This window comes from uncultured Traorella sp., from assembly GCF_944327115.1.
GTDB lineage: Bacteria > Bacillota_I > Bacilli_A > Erysipelotrichales > Erysipelotrichaceae > Traorella.
Genome location: NZ_CALVGS010000021.1, coordinates 1 through 18,543 on the forward strand (window position 1 = coordinate 1; position 18,543 = coordinate 18,543).

Below are 18,543 nucleotides of genomic sequence, written 5' to 3' on the forward strand. Positions count from 1 at the left end.
TATGAAAACTGTCCGTTTTTCGTATCATTGCAGCCGGTAAATGTAGGATCATTCGTGCTTGGCACATACTCACCCTTATTGATCTCGATTTCCTGAAGACGCAGCCATTTATTATCTCCGACCTTTGTGCGCGTGATCTCAAGCTTTAAATAACGGGCCTCTACATTGACATCCGTTACCTCTTTGGCATTATACGATGTTTCATGCAAAGGAAGTACATCATTGATATCTTCTTCGTTGGTTGCTTCACCTTCGTTTGGTCCATCCTGATTTCCGATAAACATGATATCACGCCATATTTTACCATCCATAGAAACAGATATTTTCGCATGACGCGGATAATCAATTTCACTATCTTTGCAAACAACCTTCAACGTATCAATATGGATCGTTCTTCCTAAATCATAAACAAACTGATTACCCTGTTTCTGATTCGGTTTAAAATTCACCTGTGTCGTACGATCACCGTCAAATAAATTACCTGCCGGCGTTGCACTGTCCAATGTAAAGTTTTTAGTTAATTCCTGAGATAAGGATTTTTCATAATACTCAAGCGTATTCACAGTGAGTGCATTGATATCAAAAGTAATCGGTGTATCTGAATGATTGATCAAACGAATATAACGGGCATTTATATTGCCGTCATTCTTATCATAAGCTATCCATTCATAACCATTCAAAGACGTTTCTATAAGAATGCCATCAGCATTTTCTAAATCTGCCTGAATAGACATTACTTCATGAACGCGATCTAATTTGATACCTATATATTCATTCTGATTCAAGGTAAGATCACCTTGAGGATCGAGATAAGCATTATCGGTTAATACATTGACACCGATATTGCGATATGTATCAACATTGGTATATGCTTTTGAATTGAAATATACCTTTGCCTGAACATCAAATTCACGCATACCGATCCAATTCTGCTGAACTTTTGTGTTGACTACACGAACATACTGAGCTGTAATATTTTGATCAGATAAATCGATCTGAATATGACGTGTATTGGTATATGACTGGATATCGTGCCAATCATCGTCATTACCTGTCAATGACCATTGCAGTGTTACATTTTGGAAATAATCACTTGTTTTATCATCCATTCCCTGTAAGATGTCAATTTTTCCCAGGATGATCGGCTGGGACAGCTTGACCCCGATAAAGTCACCCGGCATAGCGGTATCTCGGTTTTCACCATTATCGTTCCTTACCTTATACCATGTTCCGGTTGACGTGAGGCCATCGACTACATTATCATCAGCACCTTGATAAATCGCCCAGCGATCCTTTGTACGAATAACTTCCTTCGTAAAAGTTGTGCTTACCGGCTCCAGCAGCACTTCAAATTCACGCATTGAAGGCCACTTATTACCACTACCTGTCCTTGTACATTCATATCTGACAGCAATGACATTTTCGATCTCAATACCGCTGACATTCACCGTTTCTGCGTATTCGCCATATTCTTTGCCGCCATCTAAATCCTTCCATTCTTCGGAATCAGAAGTTTTATATCTTAATTTCGCATAACCGAAAGTATCTTTTTCTTTACCGTTTTGACTTGCACCATTCAAGATATTCACACCATAAATTGTTGCAGGGACACTGAAATTTACCTGATAATATTGCCCGACAGCTTCATAACCGTTATACCATGCATGTGTATTTGTCTTTCCGTCTATGATATTGTCAACCGTACCGGCATGGAAAGTCTTAAAACTGGATTCAGCTGTAATGATCAGTGTATCATCATTTCCTGAAACATAATCATTGATCGGCGCTGATAAGCTGTCCTGCAAAGACGCCGCAAGAGGAATCAAATGAGTCGAACCCGGACTTACGACCTGCAAAGCACCGTTCAGCTTATTTTTCGTATATGTCTTTGACTGGCTCAAATAAGCTGTCCCGTCTGTATATTGATTAAAAGCAGTATATAGATCATTCATTTCTAAAGCAATTCTGGCTTCTGTAAAAGATCGAATCGAAATACATAGATCTCTTAATGAATGGGTAAACGGCAATAAATTTTCTTTAAGTTTGACATTTTTACTCTTAGCGTGGAAATCTTCACAAGCCTGAATGATGATATTCATTTCCTCAATCAGCTGATTTCCTGTTTCTTCAATGGAACCGTTGCCTTGCAATGCCTGTTTAAATGTATTGATCAACGGCTGGAGCTCTTTTGATTCCTCTAAAACAAGTCCGTGCCCATTTGGCTGAGGATTAGACATATGCTTTGCAAGTATATGTAATTCATTCGCAGCATCCGGCTCAATATATTCAAAAGAATCTGCCCAGCTTTTTTCAACATTGAAACCTTTTACGTTCCAAGAATAATCAGCAACCGCAAAAATAGCGACCTTTGAAGCTTCTGATTCCTGCATCGGATTAGTAACCAAACCTGCAATATCTTCCACATTGATATCTGTATGCAGCAGACTTGCCTTCCCCATCAGCAAACGGCCATGATTAATGTCATTGACCGGCCAGTTTAACCAGAATAACGGTGCACGTCTTTCACCATTCATCGCATTCTGATTTCTGAAATGATCCAAGGTCTTCTGTTCGACCGGCTTACACACAGCTTCACCGGTCCAAAATATCTGAATATCATCAGGGAAACCGGCATCATACTCATTTAATTCAGAGTAATTTCCCTGCCATGAATGATTATATCCGGCAGGACAAAAAACCGTATCATAAACATCGCCTTTTTCTTTCGCCCATTCTGAAACAGCTGTCATCATCTTAATTACGATTTCGCGATTAAGATTTCCTACGTCATCACCCAGCACCCCAAACTGACGGACACCTGCATCATAAAGCTGATCGAATTTTTTCAACAGGCTTTGAATTTCCTCATCAGCCTTCGCTGAATTAAATCCGCCCATAAACGGATGAGCTGTCCAAACGAAACGGCACTTAGACTCATTACCTACCTTAACCATTTCTTTGATGGCATTAAGCTCATTTTCCGGATATAGATCGCGCCATTTCCCTTGATGATATGGATCGTCTTTTGGCGCAAAGATATAAGAAGTCATCTTAAAATCGCCACCGAATTTCATTAAAGCCATACGATTTTCATTTGACCATGGAATACCATAATAACCTTCAATGAAACCACGGATATTTACATCAGCATAGTCATTCATCTCAAAATTTCGAATACTCGAACCATCCATTTGATTGAAAATATGTTTTAAGGAAGTGATTCCATAAAAAGCAGCATCTGTATCTCGACCCAAAATAATGATTTCATCGTTATTAGAGGCCATGAAATAAGCTCCATAATGATCAAACAGTCCATCACTAAATACATAATGATTCTGTACATACTGATCTACATATCCTTTCGAATCATATGTACCTACAAGAATATTTGTTTTCCCTTTTACAATTTCATTACTAATCGTAACTTCTTTGTCCTTAGTTGCCAATACTTCCGCCATTCTATTTTTTGTAACATCATCAATTTCTTGTTCATAGATGACATTGACTTTTGGACGTATGACATAATTTCCTTCCTGATAAGTCATTGCATGTGGTGTAGGATAAATTTCATATTCTACATCACTTGCTTCTACAATCGTAACTTTCGGAGTCAGTATTGACAACGTGTTTGCAGCAAGAACCATCGCTAATGAAGTTCTCAGTAATTTTCCATAAAATTTTCCCATTATTTATTCTTCTCCTCTTAATTATGGACCAAAAAGAAGGGAGGGAAGAAATTTGAACCGTCCCTTCTTTTGTATAAAAGTTAATTCATTTCTTGCTTTCTTTTTTTCAAGAAAACAAAGATTGCCGCCATGCTGACAGACAGTAAACCGATATATACACCCAGCATGCTGTTATCATTGGTAGATGGTGCTTTAGAGTCTGTTGAAGAATCTGTCAATTTGTGTAAACTGTTCACTGCATCTTCCAGTGCTTTCACTGCCATATCAACCTCATCCTGTGTGGCACTTTCATCTGTCAACACTTTTTCTGCGTCAGCCATTGCTTTATCCAAAGCACTTACGCTTTCTTTCGTATATCTGCTTGTGTTGATAGCTTTTGCTTCATTCAATTTTTTCTGCAATTCTGTCTTATCTACTTGTGTTTTTTCAACTTTCACAAGTTGTTTAAGCGCATCTTCCAATTCAGTTATTGCAAGGTTAACTGTCGTTTGAGATGAATATTTGTTATCTGCAACTTTTTTTGCAGCCGCTAATTTTTCCTGCATCATTTTCCAGCTTTCAGCAGTGTATTCATTTTCACTTAAAGATTCTGCTTCTTTAATAAGAGCGTTCAAATCACTCATGTCAATGTTGCCTAAACGAAGTTCAGTAATTTTCTTAGAAATGTCATAAATCGTTTGTGCAACTTCATTTGCATCAGGATCATCTGAAGATACTAAGACCTTTGCATTTGCAAGCAATTGCTCAGCACCATTCCATGTTTCTTCAACAAAGTCAGCCTTATTGAAAGAATCCAATAATTCTTCAGCTTCCTGAATAGCCGCCTTAAAGCCTTCTATATCTGCATTGATATTTGCACGAACCACTTGAAGTTCAGCTGCCGAACCATTATTATTAACGGCTTTCACATATACTAAACGTATGTGAGTTGTTATAGCAGGTTCAAATTCAATTGTTTTGACATCTGAATTATTTTGTAAGGTTCCTTTTTTGATTGTCTGATATTTATCACCAATCATTACCTGGATCTCATACTCTGTCACATTACCATTATTTCCACTCTGACGTGGTGTATAAATCAAACCTTTTATTTCAGTTGGCTCACTAAATTCAAGATCGATCCAATGTGGCATTTCTGTATCGCTCCATAAAGTATGCCATATTGTAGAGGTATTTCCATCTAATACTTTATCTGGTGTAGAACCATCTGTATGATTGCTTGACGCAGTTGCTTTCATCGTTGACTGATCAATAAAATATAGATTTGTCAACGGTTTTGTTTCTAATTTTTCAATTGCACTTAATAAATCATGCTCATATCCATCTACTGTTGTCTGAAGTTCAACAGGAAGATCATCACGAATTGAATTTAAAATGCGAGTAACAGTTGCGGCACTTTCATCTGTAAATGCAGAAAGATCTTCAACTAATGAGCGGTAAACACGGATGCGATTATAATTTGCCTTTTCATAATCATATGTATCTACGATTGCATTGATCTCATTTGTTAAACGTGTGATCTCTTCTTCACTTGGATCGTACTCTTTCAACAATTCTTTGCCCTTAGCAATCAATAATGCCAAATCATTATTACTTTCATGACGAATCACTGTTGAAGCATTCCATAATGCATAGTCCAATGACATTGTGCTACTAAAATCATCACTTTTACCTATACGAACATCATCAACAAAACCAATAAACGCATTCGTCTTACTTCCTATAACAGCCATAGGGAACATCATCGTAGCCAATAGAGGACGTCCTTGTATTTTCTCACCATCACCCAGAGTATCTACCTTTTCACCATTAACATATAGTGAAATCGTGTTCAGTTCATTTTTAAACTCTAATTCTACCCACTCATTCAACGGTAATGTATAGTTAAAGGAATAATTAAATCTTTCTCTTGAAAGCCCTACTTTTCCGGTTTCAGCCTGCACAGCCTTGATACTTCCATATGGACTTTCAAACAGAATCTGCTCCTCAGTACTTGCCGAAGTTCTTTTTACTTTAACTCGTAAATCACTTCCTAAACCAACTGTTTCAAGATTTGTCGTAATATAACTGGTAGAACCTTTCAGCTCCAATGCTTTTTTACCATCAACTTCAACAAGAGAGGCATTTTCACCTTCACTTACAATAAATTTATTCTCAGAGCTATCTTTCAATTCATCCATCGCTAAATTCATGTATTCATCGGTTTCACTATCAACTTTATAACCAAAATTTGTACGAGGTGCATCTCCCAATTCACTTGAACGCACATTGGCTTCATTCAAATTAAGCTCTCCTTTACCCCATAATTTTGCTGCGAAAAGCGATAAATTACTAATACGGCTATAAACATCGTATTCACTAACACCATTGTCCAAATAATCGGTCATATCATTCCAAACAGCAAATGCTCCACCGATCATTTGTTTATCACCAGCAGGAATCGTCACATTACTGATCTTATTGATATCCAGATTATACATGTTGCCATCACTGATCTTACCACTGGAATAATATCCTGCGTTAGGCACGATATAGTAATTTCCATCATTACAGTTAATCAGATCAAATCCATTTTCGTACATTTCATTCATTTTCGCATAACTGAAATTCCAAAGATTGATTTGTACTCTTGTACCATCATCTGCCACTGTATTGATTGCATCACCCTTAGCAGCTGCCGAAAAACTTCCCCAGACACGTACCACACGCTGTTTGGTATCACGAACATATTCTATCATGTCATTTACAAACTTACGATATGCTACTGAAGAAGCATTATATTCGTCAGCACCGATATGAACGATCGTATCACTATCAAATACCGGGTCTGTCCCTTCTAAATATTCATTAAAGATTGTCTTCACAAATGTCAGACACTGTTCGTAAGATTTTACTAAATCCAAATGATCGTTTTGACGTCCCCAAGTTCCCAAACGTAAATCTGGCAATACTCGAGTTAATGCCAATGAGTGAGCAGGAGTATCAATTTCAGGTACGATATTCACACCTAACGCTCGTGATTCTTTAATAAAATTTTTAAACTCTTCTTTGGTGTACCACAAATCCGTACTAGTCAGATCATTCTGATATACTTGTTCTTTTCCGTTTACTTGAACCGGATCCCCGTTTGTATCTACCAATACATTTCCTTTTTTTACTGTATCATTTTCCAAACGGAATGCAGAATAAGCATTCATTGGATCAAGACCTGCGCTTGAATATTTTTCAAGAGGAATTAGATTATCATTTAAATGTACCTGGAAGTCATTCATCTTATACCAAGACATCTGTTTTACAAGCTGTTTAAGATAATCCAATGTAAATGTCTTACGACCAACATCCAGAATAAACCCGCGTACTTTATATAAAGGATAATCACGCGTGATCCCTTTTGGAATGCTTACATAATCATTCTGTTTTAACGCCTGAAGAATCGTACGAGTTGCCCAGTAAGCCCCCGTCTGTGTTTCAGAAGTAACAGTAACAGAATCATTGATTTCCATCAGATATCCTTCATCCTTCAGGCCAAGAGTCGTATCTGCAGTTTTTTCAAAGAAGAAATCACCTGCATTTACATCACTTTTTGTACCTTTAACGACTTCGATCGTTTTACCAGTTAAAGCTTCATAATCAGCCTTCATTTCTTCCGCAGCATTTTTTAACGTATCATCTTCATAGATAATCCTGCTGCTGCCTGAAACAATAAATTCACCTGTACGGCCTTTCCATTCCTGAAGTTCCGGCAATACTTTTAATGCTTTGTTATCATTTGTTTCAACTGTATTTTTCCCAGGAACAGTAACAGGAATTTCCTTAAATTCATATGCTTTCGTTTCAGTATTGACGATCTTAAATGAAACCTTCACCGTTTTATCAACAATTGGTGTATAGATCGTTAAGTCTTCATCAATCACCTGTTCAAGATCCGTACCATTATATGTAACTTCATAACCTTCTACTTCAGGAAGGGTAACATTCAGCTTTGTACTTCCTTTAGCAGGAGATTCAACACGAATCATATTACCAATATCATTCATCGAAATAGCTGGTACTCCTCCATAAACTTCCATTTCATAAATAGAAATTGTATTCCAGCTCTCGCTGCTATCTGGATCAAGTGCCGTAAAAGAATCAATATACAAACGCACATAACGACCCTTTTGAACATTCGGCAAGGTAATCGTATCTGTTTTTGAATTAGGTCTTTCATTTAAAGTTGCAACATCTTTCCAATTACCATCACCCGTTGCTGTATCCGTTACAGTATCTGCCACTTGAATTCTGTATTTTGTTGCTTTTCTTGTTTCCCAATAAAGACGAATCGTTTTGATATCCCTCTCTTCGCCTAAATCAACAAAGATCCAATGAGGTGCATTCCCTTGTTTACTGGACCAGCGAGAATCCTTTGTTGATGTATTTCCATCAAATGCTTTATCTGCCGTCAGACCAGCTGTTTCATTACTGCTGGAATATCCTTTTTTATTCAAAGCTACATTTTCTTGAGGGTTTTGTGGGGTTTTCTCAGAGTCATCCTTCAACATGATCTCAAATTCATATGCTGAAACGTTTTTTTGAGAGTAATTTCCTGTAACCTCTGTTACTTCCAGTTTTACATATTGACCGCTCACAGGTGACTTTAATGTATCGATCGATTTAACTTCAGTATTTCCTTTTTTAGCCACAACAGGACTTCCCCAATTATTCGTATCATCAGAAACATAGATATTATAACTGGCCCCTATCATATTAAAGTTTCCGCCTTCCCATAAGATAGAGAAGTAATTCATCTGATAGCTTTCTTCTAAATCAATAACTACAGATTGCGGAGCAGCTGCTTCTGCTGACCAGCGTGTGTTTTCTTTACCATCTACTAAGTTTTTTGCTGGTAAAGAAGGATATTCTGCCGATGCATTAATGGGCTTTTCCAATGCCAGGTTTGTATTAACAGGAGTAGATATTCCCTTTAACATGACTATGAATTCACAAGCTGATACATTTGGATAACCAGTGACCGCCGTCACTTCTAATTTTATATAGCGCCCTGAAACAGATTTTTCTAATTCAATTTCAGATGTTCTTCCGGAAGTATTATTTGTTACTTCTTTTACTAACGTCCATTGTGTATTATCATTTATTGTTTCTTCGCTTGTTGTATAAATTTTAAAATCTTTTGCATAATTTGAATCACTTTCCCATACAACCGAGAAATAATTCATTTCCTGAACACTACCCAAATCAACATATGCCCAGAATGGATCGTCTACTGATGGTTTAATATCATATATACTGCTTGTCATACGAGTTTCAATTTTACCATCTGTAAGAAATGAAGGATCATTAACACTTAACAAATTAGTTACAACTGGTTTTGTTAATGCGAGATTTGTATTGACAGGCGTTTCTACCGCATGCACTTTTATTGCTCCTGTCGAAAACATTGTAACAGTCATAGCTAAGCACAAGATCAAGTTAAGTATCTTTTTAAATTTCATGTTATCTCCTTTGTTCTTTCGCTATTTATAAAAATAGTTAAGAAAGGAGGCTGCTGTTTAAAGAGAATACCTCATTTTAAACAGACAGTCCCCCCTCAGTCTTTCAATCTCTATAGCTTTATCCAGCAATAAGAGTATTATTTAATTTACTTCTTTTTTTCTTTTCAAGCATACAGCCAATGCTAGAACACTCACAGCAAACAAGCTTACATATACAGCTATCATGCCGGAATCACTTGTCGAAGGAGTTTCACTTTCTGTTGTCGTACTTGGTTTATCTGTAGACTCAGATTCTCCGGCTTGTGCAGGATTGTTTGGATCCATTGGAGTTTCTGGTGTAGACGGATGAGAAACTTTTTCAAGAGAAGCATATTTTTCAGCTGCTGCTTTCAATAGCTCAGAAGCATCAGTCTGTGAAGTCTGACCATTATTTAAAGCGAATTCAAGATCTTTCATCACATCTTCAATCATCCTGATCGAGCTTTCAGTGTACTCGCTCTTATTCAGAGCTTTGAATGCTTCATATAACTCTCTTAACGATTCTTCTGTTTCATCATTCATACTCAAAGTTAATCCACTTTCCGAATCAACAAGTGCTTTCTCCGCATCTTTGATCTGCTGAACACTTACAGGAGCTTGTGCGACTTTTCTGGCATCTTCCAATGCCTTCATGAATGCTTCTTTTCCCGCATCGTCTACATACTTATCCATATCAATATCTTCTGCAACCGCGATCAGATTATTTAAAGCTGTAACATCCAGTTTGATCAATTGAGCCTTCTGAGCTTCTAATTCTGATACCTTTGTTTTCAAGGCCTCCACATTTGTTATTGGATCTTCCATCAGCTTCTTAGTTTCTTCAACCAGTTGCTTAAACTCTTCCTGTCCTTCAGGATCATACTTGCTTAAATCAGTATTGATCAGATCATCTGCTTGTACAAGTATTGTCACTGTCATTTCGGCAGTAGCCTTTGCCGCATTGAGATCATTCAACGCCTTCAAAACATCCTCATCCGTAACACGATCGTTACCATATACCTCTTGTGCCTTATTAAGCTCAGCAGTCAGGTATGCTTTGATCTGCTCATTGTCAAGTAATCCTATGTAAGCTTCGATATCCTTTATGGCAGCTGCGAGATCCGTCTTATCTGCCGCTGTAACAGTGATAAGTATTGAAGCAGTAATCGTTTCATCAGCCGATTTAACGGTAATGTTTGCTTTTCCTTCTTGAAGCGCCGTCACCTTACCATTTTCATCAACAGTTGCAACCTCAATATTGTCACTTGCCCAAATATATCCATCCAACGATGCATTTGAAGGAGTAGTCATTGCAACCAGCTGCAGTTCATTTCCAACAAACATCTTTTCTTCAGTATTAATAAATTCTACTTTTGTTGCCGCAACCTCTGTTATTCCATAGAAATCAAGTTCTGCGATTGAAGCATAACGGTTATTAGCTGCTCCCGCATTACCGATCGACTCAATAGCAATAAACTTCACATAACGGGCTTCTACCGGTTCAAATTTGATCTTCTTCGGAGAAGTCTTATCATCTAATTCATAGCCGTTGTTTGATAAATAACCTTCTACTACCGGAACATAATCTGTACCATTTGTACTTACTTCAATACGATAATGAGTAATATGACCATTTGAACTATTCTGACGAGGCAGATAATCTACCTGCTCAAGATCATAAACATAGCCCAGATCAACGATAACTTCTACCGGAAGCGAATCATTGGCTCCATATGCGGAATGCCAGATCGTATCCGCCTGATTATCAATAATATTTTCTTTCTTACCATCAGCAGCTGCATTGCTAGTAACAAAAGTAACTGTCATCTGCTTTTCATCAATATGATGCACGCTATCTTCACGGCTCGTATCTGAACCTTTAAATTCAAGCATAGCAATTGCATTTAACAGATTCAATTCTGCCTTATCAACTTTGTCCTGTAAATCACTGCTTAACATATTATTTGCATCTTCCAGTGCGTTTGACACTCTCTCATAAGATTCAGCAGTATAGAGATTTTCACTCAATGCTTCAGTCTGAGCAATCGCTGCCTTCAGATCTTCTAAATATGCACCATTGCTTACACTTATTTCTTTTGTCACGCTGATCTTCTCATCTGCCAATGACTTCACAGTAATGTTCGCTTTTATATCTTTTTTCAATGCCAATAATGAATAATAATAGTTCTTGCCATCCGAGTAAGTAATCACACGAACATTATCATTATCGCTTTCTACGGTATAAAGCTTATTTGCGGCATCTGCCGGTAATACATTTGCTAGGATCGGTGTCAAACGTCCCACATAAATTTCATCCGGTGTATCTGCAGCAAATTCAATACCTGTGACACTGCTTGCTGTACCTGTTGTAAACGTCGTTTCATCGATATTCAGCTTATAAGCCACGCCTCCCTGGGATGTCTTACAATTCAGGATAACGGCATCATATGTCTGATTCTTTAAATCAAACGTCTTATCATAAGTATCCATCGTGTAAGAGCCTATCAGCGTTTTAACTTCACCATCACTTGTCTTTCTGATACCGTAGAGTTCAAAGTCTTTTAAAGCACCTGTATTCAGTATATCCCCATTATGACGGATCTGGATGCGTAATGAAGCCAAAGTCTGTGATTGATGAAAATCATAACGGATTTCATGCGGCAGTTGTGCACCAACGACTTCCTGACTATCGCCCCACTTAAATTCATAGCGATAATCATCTTCACCTACTTTACCATCAACCAGCTTATCTACTCCCATATTTGGCTGCAATTGATCATCTGCCTCCGGTGTAATAGTCATATGGTTCAAATTGAGCGCTGTGCCTGCCGGAGTAGTTGCTCCTGCACTCCAGATCTCTACTTCACTTGTGGAAACACAATTTACATTTTCACCCGCATAAAGCTGTAATTGAACATATTGTGTTTTGACAGCATTGAATTCAACATAAGTCATATCACCTGTCGTCACTGTTTGTGAGGCTGCTTTTGTATAATCCTTGCCATTATTACTTACCCATACTTCATATGAAACCAATTGATTTAAATGACCTGCGCTTCTTGCCTGTACACCCACTTTATTGATTTCCATTTCTTTGCTTAAAGTGAATGTATAAATCTGAGGATGAGCCAGTTCAATACCTGTTTTGCCATTCTCACCATTGTAGTTACTATTCGTATAAGTTACAGGATTACCATCCAGACTTGACCAAATATCACTGCCATCTGGTCCTGTCGATTTCGCTTGGGCATCAACGATATCAGTATGAGCTGCTAATTTTCTTGATTCTGAAACTTCAGGAATCTGTGGTGCTTCAAATTCTAAAGCATTGACATAATTCAGGCTTGATCCTACCAATAAACTAAATGAAGCCTTCAAATCGTTTAATTGAAGCTCTTTATTTGCCTTCAGAGCAACGGTTGCCAATTTGATGTCACCATTGACCAAAGCCTGATCACCGATATTGGTAAAGGCTGCATACACTCTGTCATTAGCATCACCTTCATGAAGATTCTCATATATTTTCATATTTGAAGTCTTTGTTGATGATTCTACCTTGAAATCATCAGATGCCGATGACAATGCTCCATGTTCAAATGTCAATTCAAAATCAAAGGCATAAACATTCTTCAAGTTGCTTCCGTAAACATCAACTGTGAAATTTTCACCTGCTGATACTGATGTTTTTGACGGAACAACAGCAACTATACCACTGGCATCCAGCTTTTCTTTCACACCGCCATTCAGCTGGCTTGTTAAGATTGCGATATCTGCTGCATCAAAGATACCATTTTCATTCAAATCATGAGCACCGGTACCGCTAGGAGGAGCTGCATCATAGATGGCTTGTCCTTTTCTCGAACCGGCAGCATCCGGATGATGATTCTCTAACCATACCTCATCATTTCCATTGATCGTTCCATTATTATCATAATCACCCGGTAAAATACCTGTTTCACCATCAGCATGATATGGACGAATCTCATACGCCTGCAAGAATCCTCCGGAAGTCTGAACTGTGGTCAATTTCAGATATCTGGCTTTGAATGGCTGATCAAATTCAATTGTTGTATAACGCGCATTTGCATTTTGAACACTGCTGCTTCCAAGAGGACAATTATCATTCGTTAAATTCAATGTGATCTCATCAGCATAAGTCTTCCATGTAACACCATCCGTACTATAAGCTATACCTAGTTTTTGAATGGTTCCATTACCATAGTCCTTTCTAAAAGCATATTCCAGTTTTTCAAGTGTATAGACCTTCTTCATATCAATCGTAAATGACTTACCATTGAATACACCTGCATCTCTTGAACTATATTCACTTGTGTCATCACCATCAACCATATTTGCAAATTTTCCGGCATATGCAGTCGGAACTTCTCCATTATCATAAGATACGCTCATATTGCTTGGAACATTGCGATAAGGATTATCTTCTGTTTGAGCTTTGAAAGGCTCGCTCCATTCAGAATAACCGTCCTGATTTACTGCACGTACACGATAGGTATGGTCAGTCAAGTAACTTAATCCTTTATGTGTGTAAGAATTTGAAGAAATCAAAGAGTAAATGATTCCATCTGCCTCTACATCATAAGACTGAGCATCTTTCACAGCACCCCAGCTCAACGTTACATAATCGAAAGAAACTTCATCTGCTTTTAGATCCTGAGGAACAGACAATTCTTCATTGATTTCATCAGCCGGTAAATGACCATCATTGACAAAGCCATGGATGATCAGCTGCTGTTCATTCACTTCTGCATTTGTTTCAGCAAACTTCACGTACAACTTAGGGGAAACTTTCACATCTGCAACCATTTCCTTTATTTTTGTTTCTGAATCTAATGCATATGTTTCAATCGCCGGTGATTCATCGTAATAATATACGAAGGTTCCTGCATCAACATCAGCATTCAACACTTCTTCCTTACTGTTAGCCTTCACCTGTTTCAAGTCTTCACTACCGTTTCTTGCAATCACTGAAGTCGGTTCTTTAGAAACATTCACGACAAATGTCGTATTTTTTTCAGGTGTATATCCTTTGTAAATACCATTTGATCTGCCAGCTGTCAGTGTAGCTGTATCATTATCTACAACAGAGGTATAGTTGATGGATACGTGTTCACCATAGGAGATATTGTCGATCGTTCCATAATCTTTATCTTCTGTTGTATTGTTTTCAATATATTTTCCATCATCTTCAAAAGCTGTATAAGAAGTAGAACCTGCAGGCCAGAATTCAACGATTCGATTGTTCTTGTCAATTTTATCCGGTGTATTATTCTCTTCATACATCGGAACGATCGAACCATTCTTTACAAAGAGCGGAAGCTTCCACAAAGGAGCTGCAAAATTGTTGATTACTGCACCGCCTGCATACTGCTGTCCCGTAAAATAATCAATCCATACTTCGCCATCAGGCAGGTAGATATCATTACGAATATCATTGCCATCGCCATCAGCCGCTGTATTCTGATAAACAGGAGCAACAAGGAAAGCATCTCCAAACATGTACTGATACTGCATGTTCTTGCTAAATGCATAAGAATCATCCGGGAATTCCAAAAACATAGCTCTTACCATCGGAAGACCTGTATCTTCATTGCCCGTATCAATATTAGCTGCTGAAGCCGCACTTGTATAAATATAAGGCATCAGCTGTGCTTTCAGTTTCAGATACATTCTCGATACGCTCTTATATGGATCTGCGAATGCATGAGGAACCTTGGCATAAGTACCCCAGCCATCCATGTTCAGCATCTGAGGTGTGAATGCTTTCCATTGATAATCTCTGGTTGCAATCAGCGGTGCTCCGCCATGGATACCATCCATATCACTTCCGACATTTGGATTTCCTGCTAATGACTGTCCAATATAAGTAGGAATATGGAAACGGATATATTCCCAGTTACCACCTGCCTGATCACCCGTCCATACACTATTGTAACGCTGTGAACCTGCCCAGCCATCTAAAGAAATAATATTTGGACGTGTATTCACCGTTGTCGTTACGATATCGTAGGCTCTTTTAACACCATCCAGCTGCATCGAATAGCCACTGCCGACCCATGCAACGTCAGTTTTCAATGTCGTGATACCACCCACAGTCACTTCTTTTTCAAAATCGCGAAGCAAATGCCATAAAGTATCTTTATTTGTCGTAGGTGACAGCTGGCTCTGTGTCCATAAGCCGGTCGCAACACCTAAACTGTTCGCATATTGTGTAAATTCAGCCAAGTTATTGACATTGGCATCAACGGCTGCAATACGATCTTCTGAGCTGTTGCCATTGGAATCTACACCACCGGTCATATTATAGCCATTCTGTCCATAACCACAGCCATAACCGTCGTTCGGTACGAAATAACCTATCGGCATATCATTGTCAAAATATCTGTTTAAGACTGACTGCGCAGAAAATTCATAAGGAGTCGTAACACCTTCAGGAATCTGAGTCGTAAATACCGTCGGCGCCTTACCGTTTAAGGATTCTTCCTTCAATCCTTCTTTGATTACATAACCCGTTCCGCCCGCTTCTGTTTGCTGGAAAACTGAACCATCCGGATTTGTAGTTGACCATACTTTATTTCCGGCACTAGGATCTGCTTTCGAAGTTCCGCTATTCCATGCATCACGGTTATAACAATTCAGATGTCCTTCATAAAAACCGTATTCAGGCAATAATACCGGATTTCCGGTTACATGATAATACCCCTGAAGGAGCTTTTGTGCTGTTTTCGCAGCATCAGCAGCATCGCTCACAAAGAAATAAGCATCAAATTCTGCTTCATTATGCGTTGCTGTTACCGTACTGCTTTCATTTTTTCCAAAGTTATATTTACCATTTGCAAAAGTATTTCTTAATACGCCGTAACCTGAAGTTGTCCAATAAAACGGATTGGGTGATGCCACCTGTCCATCTACCCAGCCACTTTCATTAGCAATATTTATTTCCTGTCCGGTATGAACAAAGCGTCCATTCTGTGTTCCTCCGCCATAAAAGTTTTCTCCATCATTTTTTATTAGCGTTTGAACAGTGGCCCCATTGGTGATCGACAGGGACTCTTTTTCCTGCAATACGATTGTATCATTGACCATGACAGACATTTTTGCTGTATCTTTATCATAAATGATTTTCGTCGTTTCCTTTGTTTCTTCATTTGAAACGGAGATCGTAATCGTATCGCCGTTATCATCTACTGTTGCACTTGGATGACTGTAATATTCAGATTCATCCGGATACTGCTGTATCTTTGCAGTATGACTGTTCGATCTCGGTGAAGCGTACTTAGAAAAGACGCCCGAAGGATCTACATTATATCTGAAAATACCGTCTTCCAAAAAAGTGATTTTCGCAGTTACATCATCATTAAATGTTACATACACGATGTTATCATTATTTCTATCCACAACAGCCTCTTTTACTTCATTCAGCGATCCTCTGTATGAAGAAGCATTCGCTAAAGCGCTTACAGAATTAAAAATTGTCAAGGTGCTCAAAGCCATCGTTAATGATAATGTACCCATTAGTACGTTTCTTAACTTTTTCATATATTCTCCTCTCAATTATTATTCAATTGTAAGTTCATTTCTCAGTTTATCCCTCCTCATGGAATTCATCACTTTTGGCTCATATAAAAGCATGACATTTTCTATTGGTACACTTCCTCTATCATATTTTGAATTAGTCGCTTCTTTTCCCCGGCGATCATATGCCTGTCTGTAAATTATCATCCAAAATAAAATAATACGAAATGTCCGTCAGATGTTTTTTGCTTAAAAATGCTCAAAAAATGAATGAAAGCCCTCACAAATACAGTATAACCATATTTTGGTAATTTGACTTTGTACTCATTAAGCAAATATTTGTATTTTTTAATAATTACATTCTTGTGATTTTTTTAATTATTACAACAAATTATGACGATATAACCACTGCTGGTATTAAAAAAAAACAAGCATTTCTGCTTGCTCATCTTCACTTATTTTTTATCCAGCAATAATCCGATGCCATAAAGAAGGGCGGCATAGACCAGACAGGGAACGATCGCGGCCAGAATCGTCTGGAATCCTAAGAACCACTGCTCCGACATATTCAATCCGTAATTATCACAATAAGCGGCAAAAGACTGATAGCTTGTAATAGCGCTCATGCCCATGTACAGCAATAATAAGGCCGCTAAGATATAAAAGATCATCGCTTTATTATTCTTTTCTGATTCATTTTGAAATTCATGATTTTGATTCATTTTGCATCTCCTTATTTTTTCTTGTCCAATTGTAATTCAACGACCCACTCATCGATCACGCTCTCAGATATTCCCAAATGATAGGTATCCAAATAATCCTTCTCCTTACCATTTTCAGCATAAAAAATACCCGGTGTCGTCAAAAATTCAGGAAAATACCGATGGATGATCGCGAGATTTTCCTGTTCGCCCGTCGCCTCTTCATCCAGGATTACGCGATATAATGTCACCTCGTGATCCTGAATATATTCACGAAATATTTCTTCAAACTGAGCGCAGTACATACAGTAGGTGGTTTCAAAAGAAACAACAAAGCTTTCCTGGGCAGCTATCATTTCTTCCATTTCATTCAATGAAATCTCAATGATTTCTCCCGATTCTCTGCTTCTTTCATACCCCTCACGGCTGCATCCGGCCATAAAAAGGATAGCGGCTATGAGCATCATCGCTATTTTTTTCATTTTCTCACCCCACCGTAAGACTTTTTAAGTATAACACAAAATCTTATACGATGATATTTTTATTTGATTCTTCTTTTTTTCCATCTTCTATTCAAAATCAAACCTTCATTGATTCCAAGAAAATGATTCTGTATCCAAAATCATATGCAAATAAGTAACTCCTTATCTGCATACCCACCTGCCTTTCTAGCGGCGGTTCTACTGACACCTTCTCATCTCCTTCTTCTGCTTCTCTCTGAAGTGCAAGACATTGGCGAAATGTTCCATTGTCAGCTTATGATTTAATCTTTCACAGGATTCCATCCCTTCCCCATGCTCCCATCTTCTAGTGAATCGCATGACTGCCGGGTCCTGTTTTTTTTCTATCTGAACAGGCTTAAATACGGTGTCCTCTGACATTCCTCCAATGTCGCTTTCCCCAGATCCCTGATCACTTCTCTCCATTCCCTGTATTCATGATATTCCTTCGGTATCCTTTCACGGTATCCTTCTCCCCTCCTTGCAATCACATACGCCGCACTGTGGTGAATGCTTAACCCTAACCGCTTCGCATATTTCAGCTTCCCGATCTGCGATGTATCCCTTGGATCTACCTTCCTTAAATATACTCCTTTTTTCCTGCATTTCCTTT

The 18,543-nt window shown here is 38.2% G+C and carries 6 protein-coding genes; all 6 read right to left on the minus strand.

The annotated features are described in order from the left end of the window. Window positions 1–3,686 (minus strand): beta-N-acetylglucosaminidase domain-containing protein (locus tag Q0K35_RS01810; RefSeq protein WP_294560967.1); only part of this gene is annotated, 3,686 nt, incomplete at its 3' end. 80 nt (window positions 3,687–3,766) lie between these two features. Continuing rightward, on the minus strand, window positions 3,767–9,178 hold the full coding sequence (locus Q0K35_RS01815) for a discoidin domain-containing protein (RefSeq protein ID WP_294560968.1): 5,412 nt from the start codon (window positions 9,176–9,178) through the stop codon (window positions 3,767–3,769). A gap of 141 nt (window positions 9,179–9,319) precedes the next feature. Next, on the minus strand, window positions 9,320–16,753 hold the full coding sequence (locus Q0K35_RS01820) for a discoidin domain-containing protein (RefSeq protein WP_294560969.1): 7,434 nt from the start codon (window positions 16,751–16,753) through the stop codon (window positions 9,320–9,322). 431 nt (window positions 16,754–17,184) lie between these two features. After that, window positions 17,185–17,451, minus strand: coding sequence for a hypothetical protein (locus tag Q0K35_RS01825; protein ID WP_294560970.1), 267 nt, complete (start codon window positions 17,449–17,451; stop codon window positions 17,185–17,187). 11 nt (window positions 17,452–17,462) lie between these two features. Further along, entirely contained in the window at window positions 17,463–17,912 is a 450-nt protein-coding gene (locus tag Q0K35_RS01830) for a hypothetical protein (RefSeq protein ID WP_294560971.1), read from the minus strand. A 362-nt stretch (window positions 17,913–18,274) separates the two neighbouring features. Then, window positions 18,275–18,543, minus strand: a 269-nt coding sequence (locus Q0K35_RS01835; RefSeq protein ID WP_294560972.1) for a hypothetical protein, incomplete at its 5' end; no start/stop codon positions are given.